12 protein-coding genes are annotated in these 16,785 nt (G+C 64.2%); 7 read left to right on the plus strand and 5 right to left on the minus strand.

The window, feature by feature from the left end; genetic code table 11:
* Window positions 1–22: 22 nt before the first annotated feature.
* Window positions 23–1,366: an aminodeoxychorismate synthase component I gene (gene pabB, locus GJV37_RS08525; protein WP_170859575.1), complete on the minus strand. Its 1,344-nt coding sequence runs from the start codon at window positions 1,364–1,366 to the stop codon at window positions 23–25.
* Between the two features lie 162 nt (window positions 1,367–1,528).
* On the opposite strand from pabB, the gene GJV37_RS08530 reads away from it, so the two are divergent.
* The 7 genes from GJV37_RS08530 to GJV37_RS08560 all read left to right on the plus strand — a co-directional run bounded on the left by GJV37_RS08530 (window position 1,529) and on the right by GJV37_RS08560 (window position 12,350).
* Window positions 1,529–4,237 carry a winged helix-turn-helix domain-containing protein gene (locus GJV37_RS08530; protein WP_193452324.1) on the plus strand — a complete coding sequence of 903 codons (2,709 nt, stop codon included), beginning with the start codon at window positions 1,529–1,531 and terminating at the stop codon, window positions 4,235–4,237.
* A gap of 1 nt (window position 4,238) precedes the next feature.
* Entirely contained in the window at window positions 4,239–6,962 is a 2,724-nt protein-coding gene (locus GJV37_RS08535) for a helix-turn-helix transcriptional regulator (protein ID WP_193452325.1), read from the plus strand.
* 230 nt (window positions 6,963–7,192) lie between these two features.
* Window positions 7,193–7,648, plus strand: coding sequence for a DUF6160 family protein (locus tag GJV37_RS08540; RefSeq protein WP_037010433.1), 456 nt, complete (start codon window positions 7,193–7,195; stop codon window positions 7,646–7,648).
* Between the two features lie 78 nt (window positions 7,649–7,726).
* Window positions 7,727–8,488: a C39 family peptidase gene (locus GJV37_RS08545; protein WP_024765704.1), complete on the plus strand. Its 762-nt coding sequence runs from the start codon at window positions 7,727–7,729 to the stop codon at window positions 8,486–8,488.
* 48 nt (window positions 8,489–8,536) lie between these two features.
* Entirely contained in the window at window positions 8,537–9,541 is a 1,005-nt protein-coding gene (locus GJV37_RS08550) for a transporter (RefSeq protein WP_024765705.1), read from the plus strand.
* 18 nt (window positions 9,542–9,559) lie between these two features.
* Window positions 9,560–11,158 (plus strand): outer membrane protein transport protein, encoded by a 1,599-nt coding sequence (locus tag GJV37_RS08555; protein ID WP_024765706.1) that lies wholly within the window; start codon window positions 9,560–9,562, stop codon window positions 11,156–11,158.
* Between the two features lie 10 nt (window positions 11,159–11,168).
* Entirely contained in the window at window positions 11,169–12,350 is a 1,182-nt protein-coding gene (locus GJV37_RS08560) for a MalM family protein (RefSeq protein WP_170859578.1), read from the plus strand.
* A gap of 176 nt (window positions 12,351–12,526) precedes the next feature.
* On the opposite strand, the gene GJV37_RS08565 is transcribed toward GJV37_RS08560, so the two are convergent.
* From GJV37_RS08565 to GJV37_RS08580, 4 genes are all read right to left on the minus strand, one after another.
* Window positions 12,527–13,513, minus strand: a complete 987-nt coding sequence (locus tag GJV37_RS08565) for an alpha-L-glutamate ligase-like protein (protein ID WP_024765708.1) — start codon at window positions 13,511–13,513, stop codon at window positions 12,527–12,529.
* Between the two features lie 3 nt (window positions 13,514–13,516).
* Window positions 13,517–15,052 carry an osmotic stress tolerance membrane protein RloB gene (gene rloB, locus GJV37_RS08570; RefSeq protein ID WP_038803686.1) on the minus strand — a complete coding sequence of 512 codons (1,536 nt, stop codon included), beginning with the start codon at window positions 15,050–15,052 and terminating at the stop codon, window positions 13,517–13,519.
* Between the two features lie 4 nt (window positions 15,053–15,056).
* Complete coding sequence (rloA, locus tag GJV37_RS08575) at window positions 15,057–15,599, minus strand: retropepsin-like aspartic peptidase RloA (protein ID WP_024765709.1); 543 nt, start codon at window positions 15,597–15,599, stop codon at window positions 15,057–15,059.
* A 283-nt stretch (window positions 15,600–15,882) separates the two neighbouring features.
* On the minus strand, window positions 15,883–16,776 hold the full coding sequence (locus GJV37_RS08580; protein WP_170859579.1) for a DUF2950 domain-containing protein: 894 nt from the start codon (window positions 16,774–16,776) through the stop codon (window positions 15,883–15,885).
* Window positions 16,777–16,785: the final 9 nt, after the last annotated feature.

A 16,785-nucleotide genomic window follows, 5' to 3' on the forward strand; every position in this document is an offset into this window, starting at 1 on the left:
TAACTGGCAATCCCAGCGAGCCTCACAGGCTTTCCAGTGTGCGCAGCAGCACGCCCACCTTGGTCAGCGACTCCTCGTATTCTTCCTCCCAGTTGGAGTCGGCCACGATGCCGCCGCCGGCCCAGCAACTGGCCTGGCCGTCCTTCACCAGCACGGTACGGATGGCGATGGAGCTGTCCATCTCGCCGCGCACGTCGAGATAGAGCAGGCTGCCGCAGTAGATGCTGCGCTGGGTCGGCTCCAGTTCGTCGATGATCTGCATGGCGCGAACCTTCGGTGCGCCGGTGATGGAGCCGCCGGGGAAGCTGCCTTCGAGCAGGTCCAGCGCATCCTTGTCGGCCGCCAGTTCGCCGCGCACGCTGCTGACCAGGTGGTGGACATTGGGGTAGGTCTCCACTGCGAACAGCTCGGGTACACGCACGCTGCCCGGCCGGCAACTACGGCCCAGGTCATTGCGCAGCAGGTCGACGATCATCAGGTTCTCGGCGCGGTCCTTCTCGCTGGCGAGCAGGGCTTCGGCGTTGTTCCGGTCGGCCTCGGGGGTATTGCCGCGCGGGCGGGTACCCTTGATCGGGCGGGTTTCCACCTGGTTGCCGTGAAGCTGGATGAAGCGCTCCGGCGACAGGCTGAGGACGGCGCCTTCAGGCAATGCCAGATAGCCGGCAAACGGCGTAGGACAGGCCTCGCGCAGCGCGCGGTAGGCCAGCCAGGGGGAGCCGCTGCAGGGGGCGCGGAAGCGCTGGGTGTAGTTAACCTGATAGCAGTCGCCGGCCAGGATATAGTTGTGCACTCGCTCCAGCGCTTCGCGGTACTGATCGCGACTCAGGTCCGGCCGGAATGGCGCACCCAGCCGGAAGGGCGGCAGGGCGTCGCCATCGTGAGCCGCTTCGAACAGCCTGATCAGGCGTTCCCGCTCGTCCGCCGCCAGCGCCGGATGGAATACCAACCGGCTGCTGCGTTCCTCGTGGTCGGTGAGCAGCGCCCAGGCATACAGGCCCAGGCGCGCATCGGGCAGGGCGAGATCATCCAGGTTCGGTTCGGGCAGGTGCTCGATGCGCCGGCCAAAGTCATATCCGAGATATCCGATCATTCCGCCGACGAATGGCACATCGATAGTGTCGGGTACTCGAGCTTCGCCCAGGCTCTGCAGGGCGCTTCTTACTCGAGCGAAAAAGCGGTTGGCCGATTCTCCGGCCAAAGGTGCCAACTCTGCCAATGGCCAGGCGCTCAGAAGGTCATAGCGTCCACGTGTGGCAATGGGTCGACCGGCGTCCAGGAGGACGGCGCCGGGTGCCCGATGGATCAGGGCGAAGCGTTCGCCCGGGTCTTCCTGGTAGGGAAGCGGGTGCAAAAAACAGTCAGGCATGGGTAACAGCGTGCAGGCAAATGAGGTGATCAGGTCGGCTGAAGTATCGATCCTAGAGCTATTTCTTCAGTTTACGTAGGAAGGGCATTCTGATAAGAAGTGACGAATCCCACGCGGACGATGCTCCGTACCAACAACGATAATGACATAGGGATACAGGCCGTGGATGTAGTGCTCGAACCCGCAGCCGGCAGCCTTCTGCGCTCCAGATTAACACCCCCTCGGGTGCCTGCTGATTATTTGATTCGTCCCGCGGTACAGAATGCCCTGGACCGTCATCCTTATGCCTCGATACTGCAGTTCTGCGCGCCGGCCGGTTTTGGCAAGACCACCGCGCTGGCGGCGCTGGCCGGCAAGCGCGCGAGCGAAGGCCACCAGGTCGCCTGGCTCTCCCTGGAGAGTGACGACGACGATCCCGGCCGTTTCTGCCTGAAACTCATCCAGGCGCTGGCCACTGCCGTGCCGGGCATCGGCGAGGATGCGCTGGGCTACGTGCGCAACACCATGCGCGTGCCCGTGGTCGCGGTCATGGAAAGCCTGCTGATGGACCTCTCCCGCGACGAGCGCAAGGTCCTGCTGGTACTCGACGACCTGCATGAGATCACCCATTCCGACGTCTTCGCCGGCCTCAATCGCCTGGTGCAATACGCGCCGCCCGGCCTCACCCTGGCCATCGGCAGCCGTTCCCAGCCGCCGCTGAACCTCGCCACCTGGCGCGCCAAGGGCCTGCTGCTGGAAATCGGCCAGGACGAGCTGCGCCTGTCCCGCGACGAAACCCGCGAATACCTGGCCCGCGATGGCCTGCAACTCGAAGATAGCTGCCTGCAGTCGTTGCACAACCAGACCGAAGGTTGGATGGCGGGGGTGCACCTGGTCAGCCTGTGGTTGCGCCAGCAGTCTGGCGCGCCGGAGGACCTCAAGCTGCTCAGCAGCGACAAGGCGGCGGTGGGCGATTACCTGCTGCGCGCGGTGTTCGAGCGCCTGCCCGCCGATGTGCAGGACGCACTGCTCTCGCTGGGGATTGCCAATCGCCTGAACGGCGACCTGGCCAATACCCTGACCGGTCGCCAGGATGGCCAGGCGCTGCTGGAGCACCTGGACAGCATGCAGCTGTTCCTCCTGCCGCTGGACCGGGATCGCCAGTGGTACCGCTTCCACCAGTTGTTTGCCGACTTTCTCCGGGCTCGCCTGCGCGAGCGCGACCCGGAACGCTTCAAGCAACTGCACTTCAACGCCAGCCTGTGGTTCACCAATCACCACATGCCGACCCTGGCCATCGAGCACGCCTGCCTCGCCGAGGATCCGGAGATGCTCGCTGCGCTGGTGGACGGCTGCGGCCTGGAGCTGATCAACCGTGGCCAGCTGTACCTGATTTCGCGCTGGCGCAAACATGTGCCCAACGAGATCGCCGAGCGCTATCCGATCCTTGTGCTCAGCGACGTCTGGACCCGCGCCACGGAGCTCAGCCTGCCCGAGGCCAACCGCATGATCGACGAGCTGCTGGCGCGCTGGGGCGACTCGCGCGGCAGCGGCCCGATGGGCAACCAGTACCTTTCGGCACTGGCAGTGAAGGCCGTGCTTGCGCTGCAGAAGGATGACCTGGAGCAGTGCATCACCCTGGCGCGCAAGGTGGAGAGCCAACTGGGTCAGAACTCGGCGTTTCTCGAGGGAGCCATCCTGCTGATCGCGGCCTTCGCCCAGGTCGTGCGTGGCCAGGCGGAGCAGGCACGTCGATTGATGGGGTTGGCGCAGCAGCGCAACCACTTCCTCGACGGCCGCTACCTGCACATGCAGCAGTGCACCATCGAAGTGGTGCTGGCGCTGGAGCAGGGCCAGGTCAAACAGGCGCAGATGCTCATCGAGCGCGTGCGCGAGCAGGCCATGCCGCTGTTCGACAAGCGCTCGCAGGCGCTCGCCCTGCCGGCCATCGCCGAAGCGCTGACCGCCTACTACCGTACCGAGCTGGACGGCCTGGAAGAGCGGCTGCGCTGGGCGCTGGGTCGGGTCGATGTGGTCAATCCCATCGACCTCTACGCTCAGGGCATGCAGTGCCTGGCGCGCATCCAGCGCCTGCAGGGGCGCGGCAAGGAGGCGCTGGCCACGCTGGGTCTGATGCAGACCCTGGCCTCGCGCAACCAGTCCTGGCGCTTCTTTGCCATGGCAGTGGGCGAGGAGATCAACCTGATCCTCCAGGAAACCGCCACTGATCGCTGCAAGCGCGCCGAGCAGCGCCTCAAGACCATCGACTGGGCCAAGCTCGCCAGCCACTACAAGCAGATGCCGTTCAACCCGGTGCTCTGGGTACAGGGCATCAGCCGGGTTCGCCTGCTCCAGGCGCGCGGGCACTTCAGCGAGGCGCTGCACGAAATCACCCAACTGCGCGGCATGCTGCAGCCGGGCTGGCACGGCCTGCAACGGCTGCGCCTGGACCTGCTGGCGGCCTTGAGCTACCAGCGCCTGGGCTATCAGGAGCGCTCCCACAGCCTGCTCGGCCAATGCCTGGTCGGCGCCGAGCGGGAGGGGGTGCGGAGCATTTTCATCGAGGAAGGCGAGGGGATTCGCCAGTTGCTGCAGCAACTGGAATCCACCGAGCGACAACCGGCACTGCAGGTCTTCATTCGCGGAATGTTGACCGTCTGGCCGGGGCAGGAAGCACGCAGGTCACCCGAGGTGCTCGAGGAAGGTCTGACCGACCGCGAGCGCGAGGTGGTATGCCTGGCGGCCCAGGGACTCTCCAACGAGGAGATCGGCCAGCAGCTGTCGCTGGCCCTGGGCACCGTCAAATGGCACCTGCACAACATTTACGAGAAGCTCAAGGTGCGCAATCGGACCCAAGCGATACGCCGTGCCCGCGAGCTGAGTCTGCTCTGACATGACGACCCTGACCACACTGCCGCAGCAGCCCATGCCGCTGCTGCGCACCAAGCTGTTCCCGCCGCGCACCGACAGCGATTCGCTGCTTCCGCGCCGCGCCCTGATCGATCGCCTGTACGCCAATCGCCAGCAGCGCGTGCTGATCCTCAGTGCACCGGCCGGCTTCGGCAAGAGCACCATTCTCAGCCTGTTCCGCCAGCGCCTGATGCAGAGCGGGGCACGGGTCGCCTGGATGTCCTGCGACGAGGGTGACAGCGAGCCGCAGCGACTGGTGCAGTACCTGGTGGCGAGCATTCGCAGTGTCGAGGCGGACTTCGGCGCCAACACCTCGAACCTGCTGCAGTCGGACATGACCCTGCCGCTGGAAGGCATCATCGACGCCTTCCTCTCGGATCTCAGCCGCCTCGACGGGCCGCTGTACTTGTTCCTCGACGACTTCCACCAGATTCGCCACCCGGCCCTGGCCCACGGCGCGCGCTACCTGATCGAGCACCTGCCGGACAACATCCGCCTGGTCACCAGCACCCGTTATCGCCCGCGCTTCCTGGTGGACGAGCCGGGCCTGGCGCCGTGGGCCTTCTGCCTGAGCGGTGACGACCTGCGCCTGACCCGCGAGGAAACCGACACCTTCCTTACCGAACTCAAGGGCCTGGCGCTGAGCGACAGCGAGCTCAAACTGCTGCACAAGCGCACGGAAGGCTGGATCACTGCGCTGCATCTCGCGGCGCTGGCGCTGGCGCGCAATCCGGATCGCGCGGCGCTGCTCAAGGGGCTCTCCGGTACCGAGCGCGACCTCGCCGATTACCTCGCCGAGGACGTGCTGCGCAGCCTGCCCGAACCGCTGCAACAGTTCCTCGACCAGACCTCGGTGCTCGACGAGTTCTGCGCCGAGCTGTGCAATGCGCTGACCGGGCGCCGGGATGGCCTGGACATGCTGATGCGGTTGCAGAATGAGCAACTGTTCATCATCCCGCTGGACGACCAGCGCGAGTGGTTTCGTTATCACCACCTGTTCGCCGAGTTCCTCCAGGGCCGTCTGGCGCGCAACTCCGACCCGACACCGCTGCTGCACGCCGCGGCGCGCTGGTGCGAGAGTCGTGACATGGCCGACCGCGCGATCAAGTACGCCCTGCGGGCCCGCGACTATGCGTTTGCCGCCGACCTGCTGGAGCGCCAGGGTGCCAAGCTGATCGCCGGCAATCGCGTCTACGGCATCCTCGGCATGCTCGGCAGCATTCCCGCCGAGGTGATCCGCGAGCATCCGGTGTTCCAGATCTTCTACGCTTGGCAGCTGGCCTTCGAGCAGAAGTTCGCCGAGGCCGAGGCGTTGATCGAAGAGCTCAGTGCCCGGTTGCTGCAGGGGCAGGGCAAGGTGCGCCACTTCGGCATGGCCGAGTTGCTCGCCGTGGCCCAGGTGCTGAAGGCACTGGTGTTGCTCTACCAGGACAAACTGGAGGCTTGCCTGAAGGTGGCGCGCCAGTGGCTGGCGCTGGTGCCGGGCAGCCAGCCGGTGTTTCGCGCCAGCCTGTCGTGCATCCAGGCGGCTGCGTATGCGCTGCTGGGTGACTATGCCGAGGCGGCCAACGCCATCGGTGTTGCCCGTGATTGCCTGCGCATGGCCGATAGCGAATACCTGCAGGTCGTGGTCAGCATGATCGAAGCGCTGATCTGCAAGGAACGCGGCGAACTGGAGCGCGGCCGGACCATTGCCGAAAGCGCGCGCAGCCGAGTGGAACGGGTTTTCGGTCGGCGCAGTCGGGTCGGCGGACCGCTGTCCCTGGCCTATGCCGATTTGCTGTATGAGCAGGATCGCCACGCGGCGATTCTCGCCGAATTGCCCTTGGCCACCACCTGGCGCGACGTCGCCACGCCGGTGGAGCTCATCAGTCGTGGTCAACTGGTGATGGCCAGGGCGCGTTTCTTCGCCGGTGAAGCCGAACAAGGGTTGGCCCAGCTCGACGAATGGCTGGTTGGTCTGCAGTCGCCGGGCTATGAGCGTGTGCATGCGTTGGCCATGAGCTGCAAGGTGCAATTGCTGCTGTGGATGCGCCGGCCGAACGAGGCCGAGCGTGTGTGCCTGCAACTGGCGGGGCATCTCTCCGGGCTCAACGCCGAGCGCTATGCCGACGCTCACTCCGCACTGGTGATGGCCGAGGCGCGCCTGGCTCTGTCAGAGCGCCATGCCGAGCGTGCCCAGCAGCGTCTGGAATCGTGCCTGGCGGGCTTTACCTCACTTTATCAGCGCGACCGGCGGCTGCGTCTTTCGCTGTTACTTTCTGTGGCGTATTGGCAGAAAGGTAACAGCGAAAAAGCCTTCGCTTTGTTCGCTCCCACCCTGGAAGAAGCCTGGAACCTGGGCTACCGGCGGCTGTTCCAGGACGACGCGCTGTGGCTGCTGCCGCTCTGGGATGCCTGGAAGGTAGCTGAACCCAAACGTGCCTCGGCCTGGCAGGGGGTTGCGGAAATGCTTCGCGAGCAGTGCCGAAGGCTGTCTGTCGATCCGGAAAGTTTCGAAGAAAATCAGGATGTTAGCCATCGAGAGCGGGAGATTCTGCGGCTCGTGGCGGCGGGCTTGTCGAACCGCGACATCGCCCAGGCGGTGCATTTGTCGGAGGCCACCATCAAGTGGCATCTGCACAACCTGTTCGCCAAGCTCGGCGTGCGCAGTCGGACTCAAGCGGTTCTCAAGGGAAAGAGTCTGGGATTGCTGAGCGAAGCTTGAGTCAGACGGTTCGTTTGCGCCATCCCTTGGATGGGCTGGCAGGTTCACGGCGGGTCAGTAGCTTGGAGATCAGGACGCGAAGCTTCGTGCTTCACGAATCCATACCTGCGGCGCCTAAGGAAGAAGTCGTGGGTCTGGAAGATCGGCAGCAGCCGGTCAACCTGCAGCGGGGTAGGACGCCCCTTGCAGTGCCTGGGGCAACCCCACCTGAACACTGGAGATTTATAACAATGAAAATCAAGCAACTGGTTCTTGCAAGCGCAGTTCTGGCCGCTCCGTTCCTGGCACATGCCGACATGAAATCCATGGATGACGCTGCACTGTCCGGTATCACCGGCCAGGATGGCATCAGCATTTCCGGTACCTTCAACGCCTCCATCGGCGCCGTCACCTACAAGGACGCCGATGCCGGCGGCGGTTCCCTGGTTCTGCAGGGTATCCATCTGCCGAGCGTGACCATTGCCGACAACGCCCCGATGACTGTCGACGTGGTGACCACCAACATCACCCCGTCCGGTGGCGGCACCGCTGTTGCAACCCAGCAGCTCGCCATCGGTCTGCCCACCGTGACCGGCGACGTTACCATCGACGCCGTCAAGGTTGGCACCACTGGAGCCAGCATTGGCTCGCTGACCGTTTCCAACCTGAACCTGGCTGGTTCGACCGTGAAGGTCTGGGGTCACTGATCCCGAGGTTGTACGCGCGGTAACCCTTGCCGGCGCCTGCCGGCAAGGTTTTTCCAGGATTGAAGCGAAGGGGGCTGGATGTTCGAGATTCTGCTGGGAAGCCTGCTGGGTCTGTTCGGTTTTACCCAGGCGGTGGATACCAAGCCGCAGCAGCAGGGCACAGTGAACATCTCGCAGCCGCTCACGCCCAACGGACCGTTTCGCGAGTCGGTGCAACTTGAACCGATGAGCCAGGTGCAGTTCCGCAACGTTATCCGCCAGGCCTATGACTACAGCTGTGGCTCGGCGGCACTGACCACGCTGCTGGATTACTACCTGGGCCGCAACCTGGAAGAGCGTCAGGTCATGGAAGGCCTGATCAAGTACGGCGAGGCCGACAAGATCGTCCAGCGCCGTGGTTTCTCGCTTCTGGACATGAAGCGTTATGCCGCTGCACTCGGCTACAAGAGTGGCGGCTTCCGTGCCGAGTTCTCCGACCTGGACTCGCTCGAACACCCGGCGCTGGTGCCGATCCACTATGCCGGCTTCAAGCATTTCGTCGTGGTCCGCGATGTCTACAACGACCACGTCTTCGTTGCCGATCCTGCCTTGGGCAACATCAGTTTCACCCGCGCCCGTTTCGAAGAAATCTGGGACCAGAACGTGCTCTTCGTCATCTACCCCAGCGGCCAGGAGCCCAAGAACGCCCTGGAGCTGCGCGAGGCCGACCTGCGTCTGGTGGATGACCGGACCGTCAGCCTGCTGGCATTCCGCGAATTCCCGGAGATGAGCAAGCTCACCCAGAACCAGATTGGCGAAGCCGCCACGAAGGGGGATGTTCAGTACATCCGGCGCAAGTGATCGCCCGATCGGCCCAGACGAATAAGAACAAGACCAGGGGATAGCAACATGGATTTCAAGGGGTTTGCGTGCGTTGCCGCTCTGGCCTTGCTGGTAAGCACCAGCACCATCGCCGAAGAAGCGACAACCGAAGACGCGCGTGACGCGCTGGCCAAGAAGGACACCGATGCCGACAGCGCCAAGGCGCTGGAGCAGGTGTTCCAGGCCGCCGAGAAAAGCTACACCCTGCTCAAGAAGGGTGAGCGCCAGCTGACCTACGGCTTCGACTACACCCTGATGCGCGACACGCGCCTGCAGGCCGTGCGCAGTGGCGAGAACGTCTACAGCGTACTGGCCCAGAGCGAGGCGCAGCACACCTTCACCAATTCCTTCACCTTCGACTACGGCATCTGGGACAACCTGACCTTCAGCATGCGTCTGCCCTTCGTTGCCAAGTACGACACCGAGCGTGACATCCATGCCTACAGTCTGGGCGACGTTTCCGCGACCCTGCGCTGGCAGCCCTGGGCGGCGCGTCGCGGCCGGCCGGTCACCACGCTCTACGCAACCCTCGGCCTGCCCACCGGCGACAGCCCGTACAAGGGTAACGTGCAGGACGACGTTTCCACCGGCAACGGTTTCTACAGCCTGGGCGCCGGTGCCAACATGTCCTACGTGATCGACCCGGTCGTGCTCTACGGCTCCCTCGGTTACACCTACAACATGAAGGTCGACGACATCCACCAGAACCAGTACGGCGAAGAGCTGGAGAAGGTGGTGCCGGGCGATACCCTGAACTTCGCCATGGGCATGGCCTACGCACTGTCCTACGACGTTTCCCTGGCCACCTCCTACCAGATGGCCTACTCGTTCAAGAACAAGTACTACTTCAACGACCGTACGGTCGAGGCACCCGAGCAGACCAGCGCGATCATGAACTTCTCGCTCGGCCTGCGAACATCGCCGGACTACATCGTCAACGTGAACGCCGGTTTCGGTCTGACCGAAGACTCGCCGGATGTACTGCTGGGGGTTTCCCTACCCCTGGATATCCAAGGCCTCAAAGCCCAGTAACCGACGAGCGACTACCACATGACTATGCGCATTTCGCCCCTCGCGGTGGCGATGGCAGGGGTGGGGTTTGGCTGGGCGACGCTCGCCAACGCCCAGTTGGCCAACGACCTGACCATCGGCAACCCCAAGGCCATGGCCATGGCCAACGCGGTCACGGCCGACTCCACCGGCATCGACGCGGTGCACTACAATCCCGCCGCCCTGACCAAGCTCAAGGGTCGCCAGACCCAGATCAAGCTGATCACCGGGGTCATGGACATCCGCGCTGGTTTCAAGGCACCGCCGGACTATGGCTCCGCCGCATTCGGCCTGGACGACGACCCGGTGGCCGGCCAGAACAGCCGTACCCTGACCCCGACCATGTACCTACCGGGCCTCGGCGGCATGACCGACATGCCGCTGCTGGTGGCGCCACTGGCGGGGCTGTCGATCAACCCGCCCGGCTCCAAGTTCACCTTCGCCACCAACGTCTACGCGCCCCAGGCGCTGGGCTATTCGCGCGACTCCGACAGCGACCCGGCGCGCTACGAAGGCCGACGCGTCTCGCTGCAACGCATCACCTACTTCTCGCCCTCGGTGGGCTATGAGGTCAACGACACGTTGTCGGCGGGCCTGTCGATCGGCTTCTCGCACCAGGCCATGGCCCTGGATACCGACTTCCGCAACCCCGGCCTGCTCACCGGCCTGCTGCAGACCCTGCACGACACCACCTGCGTGCCGGGCGCGCAGGAGATCGTCGAGTTGGTGTTCAACGTCTGCGGCGGCCGCATCGGCCCCTACGATTCGCTGGCCAACCTCAAGCTGGACATGCAGCAGACCCTGTCGCCGAGCTTCAACCTGGGGGTGCTCTGGGAGCCCTACGACTGGTTCGCCTGGGGCGCGACCTACCAGAGCGAGTCGCGCATGCACCTCAAGGGCAAGTACCGCGTCGACTACACCAAGGACTGGCAGGGCTTCTGGTCCGGCATGCAGAGCTCGGTGTTCGGCGCCTTCCTCAGCCCGCTGTTCCCCTATGGCAATGCCGAGGAAGAGCACGGCGTGGCGACGCTGAACATGGTCAACCCGGACAGCTTCTCCACCGGCATCAAGGTACGTCCGTTCGACAAGTGGCAATTCAACTTCGACCTGAAGTGGACTGACTACAGCGACTGGAACAAGCTGGAAATCGAGTTCGACAAGGAGCTCGACCTGCTGCGTATCGCCAAGAACTTCGCGCCCAACGGCGCCACCGACCACAGCATCATCCTCGACCGCGGCTACCAGGACACCTGGAGCTACGCCATGGGCATGCAGTACGACGTCAACGACCGCCTGCAACTGCGCGCCGGTTACGAGTACCGGCCCTCGGCGATTCCCAAGGACAAGGCGGATGCCCTGGTGCCCATTGGCGATGCCAACCTCTACGGCCTGGGTCTGGGCTATCAGTGGGACAAGGACACGGTGATCGACCTGGGCTTCAACTACTTCGTCTCCAAGCAGAGCATCAAGGCGGGCACCAGCTGCAACCTGAACTGCACCGGCATCGACAACCTGGTCTACAACCCTTATGCCGGACTCGATGTCAGCACCACGGTGAAGGCCTACGTCTTCGCCATGACTTACCGAACCACCTTCTGAGGGCATGAACATGGGCAGGCTGACCCTCCTGATCTCCTGCATCGCCGCCGCCGGCCTGAGTGCGTCGGCGCAGGCCGCCAGCGGCCGCTACCTGTCGTGGGTCGACGACAGCGGCCAGGTGCACAACACCTTCGTCGACGACAGCTATGCCAAACAGCAACGCCAGGCGGACAAGCGCATCGACCAGAGCGACCGAGCGCGGTTGATCGACGTCAGCGCTACCCAGTGGCCGGGAAGTCGGCCGGCGGGGGAGAGCAAGCGTCGTTATTTCACCTGGGTCGATGCCCAGGGCAACCTGCAGAACAGCTTCTACGCCGCCGGCCAGGTCGCGCCTGGGCGTGCCGACTATGTGCTGCCCAACGGTGATCATTCTTCCGAGTACATCGATGCCGAGTCCTATGAGGACCGCGGCTTCGTCCGCAGCGAGAACGGCAGCCCTTACTTCACCTGGGTCGACGACAAGGGCCAGGTCCGCAACTCGCCGATCACTGCGCAGCAGCGCGGCGAAACCTTCCGTCGTGGCGAGCAGGGCGGCAGCCAGATCGCTTTCACCGAAGGCCGCCAGATCGACCTGAAAACACGCCCGAGCAACTTGCCGGGGCTCGATGGTGCAGGCGAGCAGACCGACGCCATGAAGGCACTGCTCAAGGGCAGCGGCAAGACCCTGGACGATCTCTACGTCGACCTGCAGCGGCGCTGCTGCGACCAGATGGGCGAGGGCGACTTCACCGAACTGTCGGCCGAGGAACCGCGTTACGAGGAGCTGAACAAGTTCTCGCCGAGCTTCGACTTCCCCATGGGCAAGAGCTACTACGTGGCGATGAAGTTGCCCAGCTCCCAGCGCGTCTACGGCCTGCGCGTGCGCAGCTTCGCCAATCACCAGGTGGTCTACCCGTCGCTGCTGTTCCTCGACGAGCAGAAACGCCCGACCCGGCTGGTGAGCGACGCGGTGTACAAGCTCAATCCGGAAACCTGGTACCGCTATGCGTTCATCGAGGGGACCATCCCGGTGCGTGCGAACCAGGGCGAGCGCTACGTGCTGTTGCTGACCACCGATGAGGACCGCAGCCTGCAGACTCTGGATAACAAACCGTACAAGCGCCCGCTGGAGAACCTGGCGGTGAACGAGGCGGGGATGAAGGTGCGCGATCACGGCGACCAGGGGGGCTTCGAGCTGGCGGTGGTGCGCTGAGCTGAAGCTCTTTGTAGGACCGAGGGGGACGCCTAGTTATTGCTCGCGAACCGCCCGACTGCGGAGTTGCCGGGGGATCCGTTCGCGAGCAAGCTCGCTCCTACAGGTAGATAGCGCAGCGACTGCCCCATGAAAAAGCCCGGCATTTGCCGGGCTTTTTCATGGGGCAGGGCGACTCAGACTTCCTTCGGATGAACATGGCCGAACAGCTGCTGGGAGAAGCGCACGCGCTCCTCCACAGTCTCCTTCACGCCCTTGGCTTCCAGCTCGGCGATATGCGCCTCCACGGCATGGGTGCGCAGGGTCAGGCCGCAGTCGTTGGCGATCTGGATGTTCAGGCCGGGCCGGGCGTTGAGCTCGAGGATCAGCGGGCCCTTGTCCTGGTCCAGCACCATGTCCACGCCGATGTAGCCCAGGCCGCACAGCTCGTAGCAGCCGGCGGCGAGCTTCATGAAGCCGTCCCAGTTCGGCAACTGCACGCCGTCCACCGCATTGGTGGTGTCCGGATGCTTGCTGATCTTGTTGTTCAGCCAGGTGCCGCGCAGGGTCAGGCCGGTGGCCAGGTCCACACCCACGCCGATGGCGCCCTGGTGCAGGTTGGCCTTGCCGTTGGACTGGCGGGTCGGCAGGCGGAGCATCGCCATCACCGGGTAGCCCATCAGGACGATGATGCGGATGTCCGGCACGCCTTCGTAGCTGATGCTCTTGAAGATCTGGTCCGGGGTCACCCGGTACTCGATCAGCGCGCGGTCGCGGTGGCCGCCCAGGGAGTACAGGCCGGTGAGGATGCTCGACAGCTGGTGCTCGATTTCCTCGTGGCTGATGATCCGCCCGGAGACCGTCTTGTAGCGTTCCTCGAAGCGGTCGGCGATTACCAGGATGCCGTCGCCGCCGGCGCCCTGCGCCGGCTTGATCACGAAGTCGCTGCGCTCGCCGATGATTTCCGGCAGGCGTTCGATCTCCTTCTCGGTGGAGATGATCCCGTACATTTCCGGTACGTGGATGCCCGCTTCGATGGCGCGCTGCTTGGTGATGATCTTGTCGTCGACGATCGGGTACAGGTGCCGCTGGTTGTACTTGAGCACGTAGTCCGCGTTGCGTCGGTTGATGCCCATGATGCCTTTGGCTTCCAGGGCTTTCCATCGCTTGATCAGGCCGAACATGGCTTAGTCCTTGAGGAAGGCTTTGAAGCGGAACAGTTCGGTCAGGCGGTAACCGCGGTAGCGACCCATCGCCAGCATGAACGACACCAGGATCAGCAGCACGGCCGGGAAGGTGAACACGAAGTACACCAGTTCCGGTACGCGCATCAGGATGTGCGCCAGGGCGGCGGCGAACAGGGTGCCGATGGCAGCCTTCATGGCGTGGGCGGCGCCGCGCTCTTCCCAGGTGATCGACAGGCGTTCGATGCTCATGGTCAGGATCACCATCGGGAACAGGGCGACCGACAGGCCGCTCTCGAAGCCGAGCTTGTGGCTGAGCAGGCTGATAGCGGCGATCATCACCACCACGAAGGTCAGCACCACCGACAGGCGTGGCAGCATCTGCAACTTCAGGTGTTCCAGGTACGAGCGTAGCGACAGGCCCAGGGCGGTGATCACCGTGAACAGGCCGATGCCCCACTGCAGGCCGGTCTCGCGGAAGGCCAGGGCGATCAGCACCGGGGTGAAGGTACCCAGGGTCTGCAGGCCGATCAGGTTGCGCAGCACCAGGATCACCAGCACGCCGAACGGGATCATGATCATGATCTGGAAGGTCTGCTGGGTAGACAGCGGCAGGCCGTACAGCGAGTACTCGAGGAAGGCCGCGTCGGTGTTCTCGTCCGACAGCTTGGCCAGGCGGATGGCGTTCATCTCGCTGCTGTTCAGGCTGAAATTGACCGTCGCTTTCTTGCCGCCTTCGATGGACAGCAGGCTCTCGTCACCCAGCCACCAGATCAGGCGGTCGTTGGGCAGGCCGCGTTCGCCGGTTTCCGGGTTGAAGTACAGCCACTCCTTGCCGTTGTAGCTGCGCAGCCAGAGTTCGGGTTGTTGCGGCTGGTTGGCGACCAGGCGGATGGTGTGCACGCGCTCCAGCGGCACGTGGGCCACGGCGAGCAGGGTCTCGACCACGTGGGAGCGCTTGTCCAGGCTGGTATCGCCGGCCAGCAGCAGCTTCACGTTGTCGTCATTGAGGTTGTTGGCGCGCTTGATGGCTTCGCTGACGAAGGTCTCGACGTCCGCCGAGTGCTGGCGGATGGGCGCGATCAGCGCTTCGGCGGCGATCTTGTCCGGGCCTTCGAGCGGCAGGCTGTCGCGGAAGATCGGGCCTTTCTCCTTGGCTTTTTCGCCGCTGGCGCCGGCATAGCGCTTGGTCAGCACCAGGCGGTAGTAGAGAGTCTGCTGGCCGCTGGCGCGGCGCGAGGACCAGGTCACCTTGCGGTTGCCGTCCGAGCGGTTGATGCCCACGCCGTAGTTGTTGGAGACGAAGCTCTCGTTGAGGCTGACGTAATCCTGGGTCAGCGGCGGCACGAACATCTGCACCTTCACCGGGGTCTTCGGCGTGGCGACGAACTCGACCTTGGCGTCGATGTTCCACAGGTCGTCGGTCTCGGCCTCGGTCATGGGAATGCCGAGGACGAAGATCTGGTAGGCAGTGATCGCGACGCCCAGCGTCAGCAGGATGGCGATCAGGACCTTCAGATGCAGGGTAAGAGAGCGCATGGGATTACTCGGCAGGTTTCGCTACGGGTTGGCAGCCGGGCTTGCCGGCAGCGTATTTCAGGCTCGGGTCGACCAGGGCGCCGAAACGCTTGAGCGCGTCGGAGCCGATCAGAAGCGGGTATTGGAAGGCGCTGCGGTCGGTAAGGTTCACTTCGATGGTGCGCAGGGCCTTGCCCATGCACAGCTCCAGTTCGATCACCGGGCGCGCGGTATAGGCCTTGCCTTCGTCAGGGTCGTAGTCGCCGTGGCGGCGCTTGATCTTGCTGATGCGCGCCAGGGGTTTCTCGATGGGCTGGCTGTCGGCGGTGTCGGTGGCCAGGTAGAAGCGCACCCAGGTCTCGCCGTCGCGCTTGAAGCGCTTGATATCGCGGGCGCTGAGGGAGGCGGTCTTGGCGCCGGTATCGAGCTTGGCGGCCAGTTCGATGTCCAGGTCGTTGATCCGTGCGTATTCGTTCAGGCCATAGACGGTCTTGCCGGCAGCGGCGCTGATGCCGGGAAGCAGAAAGATGCTCAGGAAGAGGAGCAGGGCAGTGGGCTTGAGTCTCATGGGCCTTGATGAGTGAGTGGCCGCAAAGCCTTGAAAAGAAACGCCCCGGTCGTCACCCCATATGGCTGTGGCCGGCATGCCGGCCGGCGGGGCCTGGTGACGCCAGGCAATAGCGCGGCGAATTCTATCATGTGGTTTTTCGCTGGCGACAGTCGGTTGGCGCCTTGGCAGGGTATTTGTTTCAGGCTAATGACAGGCCGGCGCGTACCTGCCGAACAGCGAGGCGAGTGGCAGACTTTCCCCGCCCCGTCCGACCGCAGGAAGGCCGGACGGGTTCAGGGCGTCAGGGTTTTTCTCCCTGCGCAGTGACTTCGGTCCAACTGCTGTCCGGGTCGAAGCGGCTCATTTTCATGGCGATCTTGCCGCTCTGCGGGCCGAGGTTCTTCGAGAAAATCTCGCCGTCGTGGCTGATCATGAAGCTCATGACACCGCTGTCGCCGTACTTCACCGGCCAGGCGATCAGGGCAAAGCCGCGAGTCATCCTGCCGCCGATCTTATAGTCGTAGGCGCCACCCGGTGCCGATGGCCCCTGGGCGGTGAGGATGCGGTAGTGGTAGCCGTGCCAGCCGTCACCGGGCAGTTCGTCGCCGAACAGCGGGCCGAGCGGGCTCTCCTCGCCGCCTTCTTCCTCGGGCCAGTACAGGCCATCGTGGTGTCCGTCGCTGCTGACGAATTTCTGTGCGTATTCCAGGATGCCGTCACCGTTGCGGTCGACCTCGGCGAAGTCCATCTGCGCATCGTGGTAGGCCTGCACGGCTTCCTGGGTCGACTCCTCGTTGCGGCCGATGCGGCGGATGCGGATTTCCTCGCCGCCGGCCTTGGCGTTGAATGCCCAGCCTTTTTTCTCCTGCTCGATGGGCAGGGGCAGCGTCCAGGGATCGTTGCCCACCACCAGATGCGCGCGCCTGGCGTTGTCCTTGTGGATTTCGTGCTTGTCCCGATAGTGCGCAAGGAAGGCGTCCACCTCGTCGCGGTCGATACCTTCGGTGGGGATGTAGTTGTGCCAGTCATTGCCGAGCAGGGCAGCGAGGCGCTCCGGATCGGCTTTTTCGGTGCCGAGCGCGGCGATGAAGGCGTCGGCGGCGGCTTCCGGGGTGGGGAAGGATTCCTGCGCCAGCAGGACGCCGGGCAACGCACCCAGGAGGGCGAGCGCCAGCAGGCGCGATGCGATATGCATGACTCGTCT

Origin of the sequence: Pseudomonas nitroreducens (assembly GCF_010994165.1) — a bacterium.
Taxonomy (GTDB): Bacteria; Pseudomonadota; Gammaproteobacteria; order Pseudomonadales; family Pseudomonadaceae; genus Pseudomonas; species Pseudomonas nitroreducens.

Excerpts from the sequence above, each read along its gene's own strand:
- pabB (WP_170859575.1), bottom strand. The coding sequence starts at position 1,366 with ATGCCTGACTGTTTTTTGCACCCGCTTCCCTACCAGGAAGACCCGGGC.
- GJV37_RS08535 (WP_193452325.1), top strand. The coding sequence starts at position 4,239 with ATGACGACCCTGACCACACTGCCGCAGCAGCCCATGCCGCTGCTGCGC.
- GJV37_RS08540 (WP_037010433.1), top strand. The coding sequence starts at position 7,193 with ATGAAAATCAAGCAACTGGTTCTTGCAAGCGCAGTTCTGGCCGCTCCG.
- GJV37_RS08545 (WP_024765704.1), top strand. The coding sequence starts at position 7,727 with ATGTTCGAGATTCTGCTGGGAAGCCTGCTGGGTCTGTTCGGTTTTACC.
- GJV37_RS08550 (WP_024765705.1), top strand. The coding sequence starts at position 8,537 with ATGGATTTCAAGGGGTTTGCGTGCGTTGCCGCTCTGGCCTTGCTGGTA.
- GJV37_RS08555 (WP_024765706.1), top strand. The coding sequence starts at position 9,560 with ATGACTATGCGCATTTCGCCCCTCGCGGTGGCGATGGCAGGGGTGGGG.
- GJV37_RS08560 (WP_170859578.1), top strand. The coding sequence starts at position 11,169 with ATGGGCAGGCTGACCCTCCTGATCTCCTGCATCGCCGCCGCCGGCCTG.
- GJV37_RS08565 (WP_024765708.1), bottom strand. The coding sequence starts at position 13,513 with ATGTTCGGCCTGATCAAGCGATGGAAAGCCCTGGAAGCCAAAGGCATC.
- rloB (WP_038803686.1), bottom strand. The coding sequence starts at position 15,052 with ATGCGCTCTCTTACCCTGCATCTGAAGGTCCTGATCGCCATCCTGCTG.
- rloA (WP_024765709.1), bottom strand. The coding sequence starts at position 15,599 with ATGAGACTCAAGCCCACTGCCCTGCTCCTCTTCCTGAGCATCTTTCTG.
- GJV37_RS08580 (WP_170859579.1), bottom strand. The coding sequence starts at position 16,776 with ATGCATATCGCATCGCGCCTGCTGGCGCTCGCCCTCCTGGGTGCGTTG.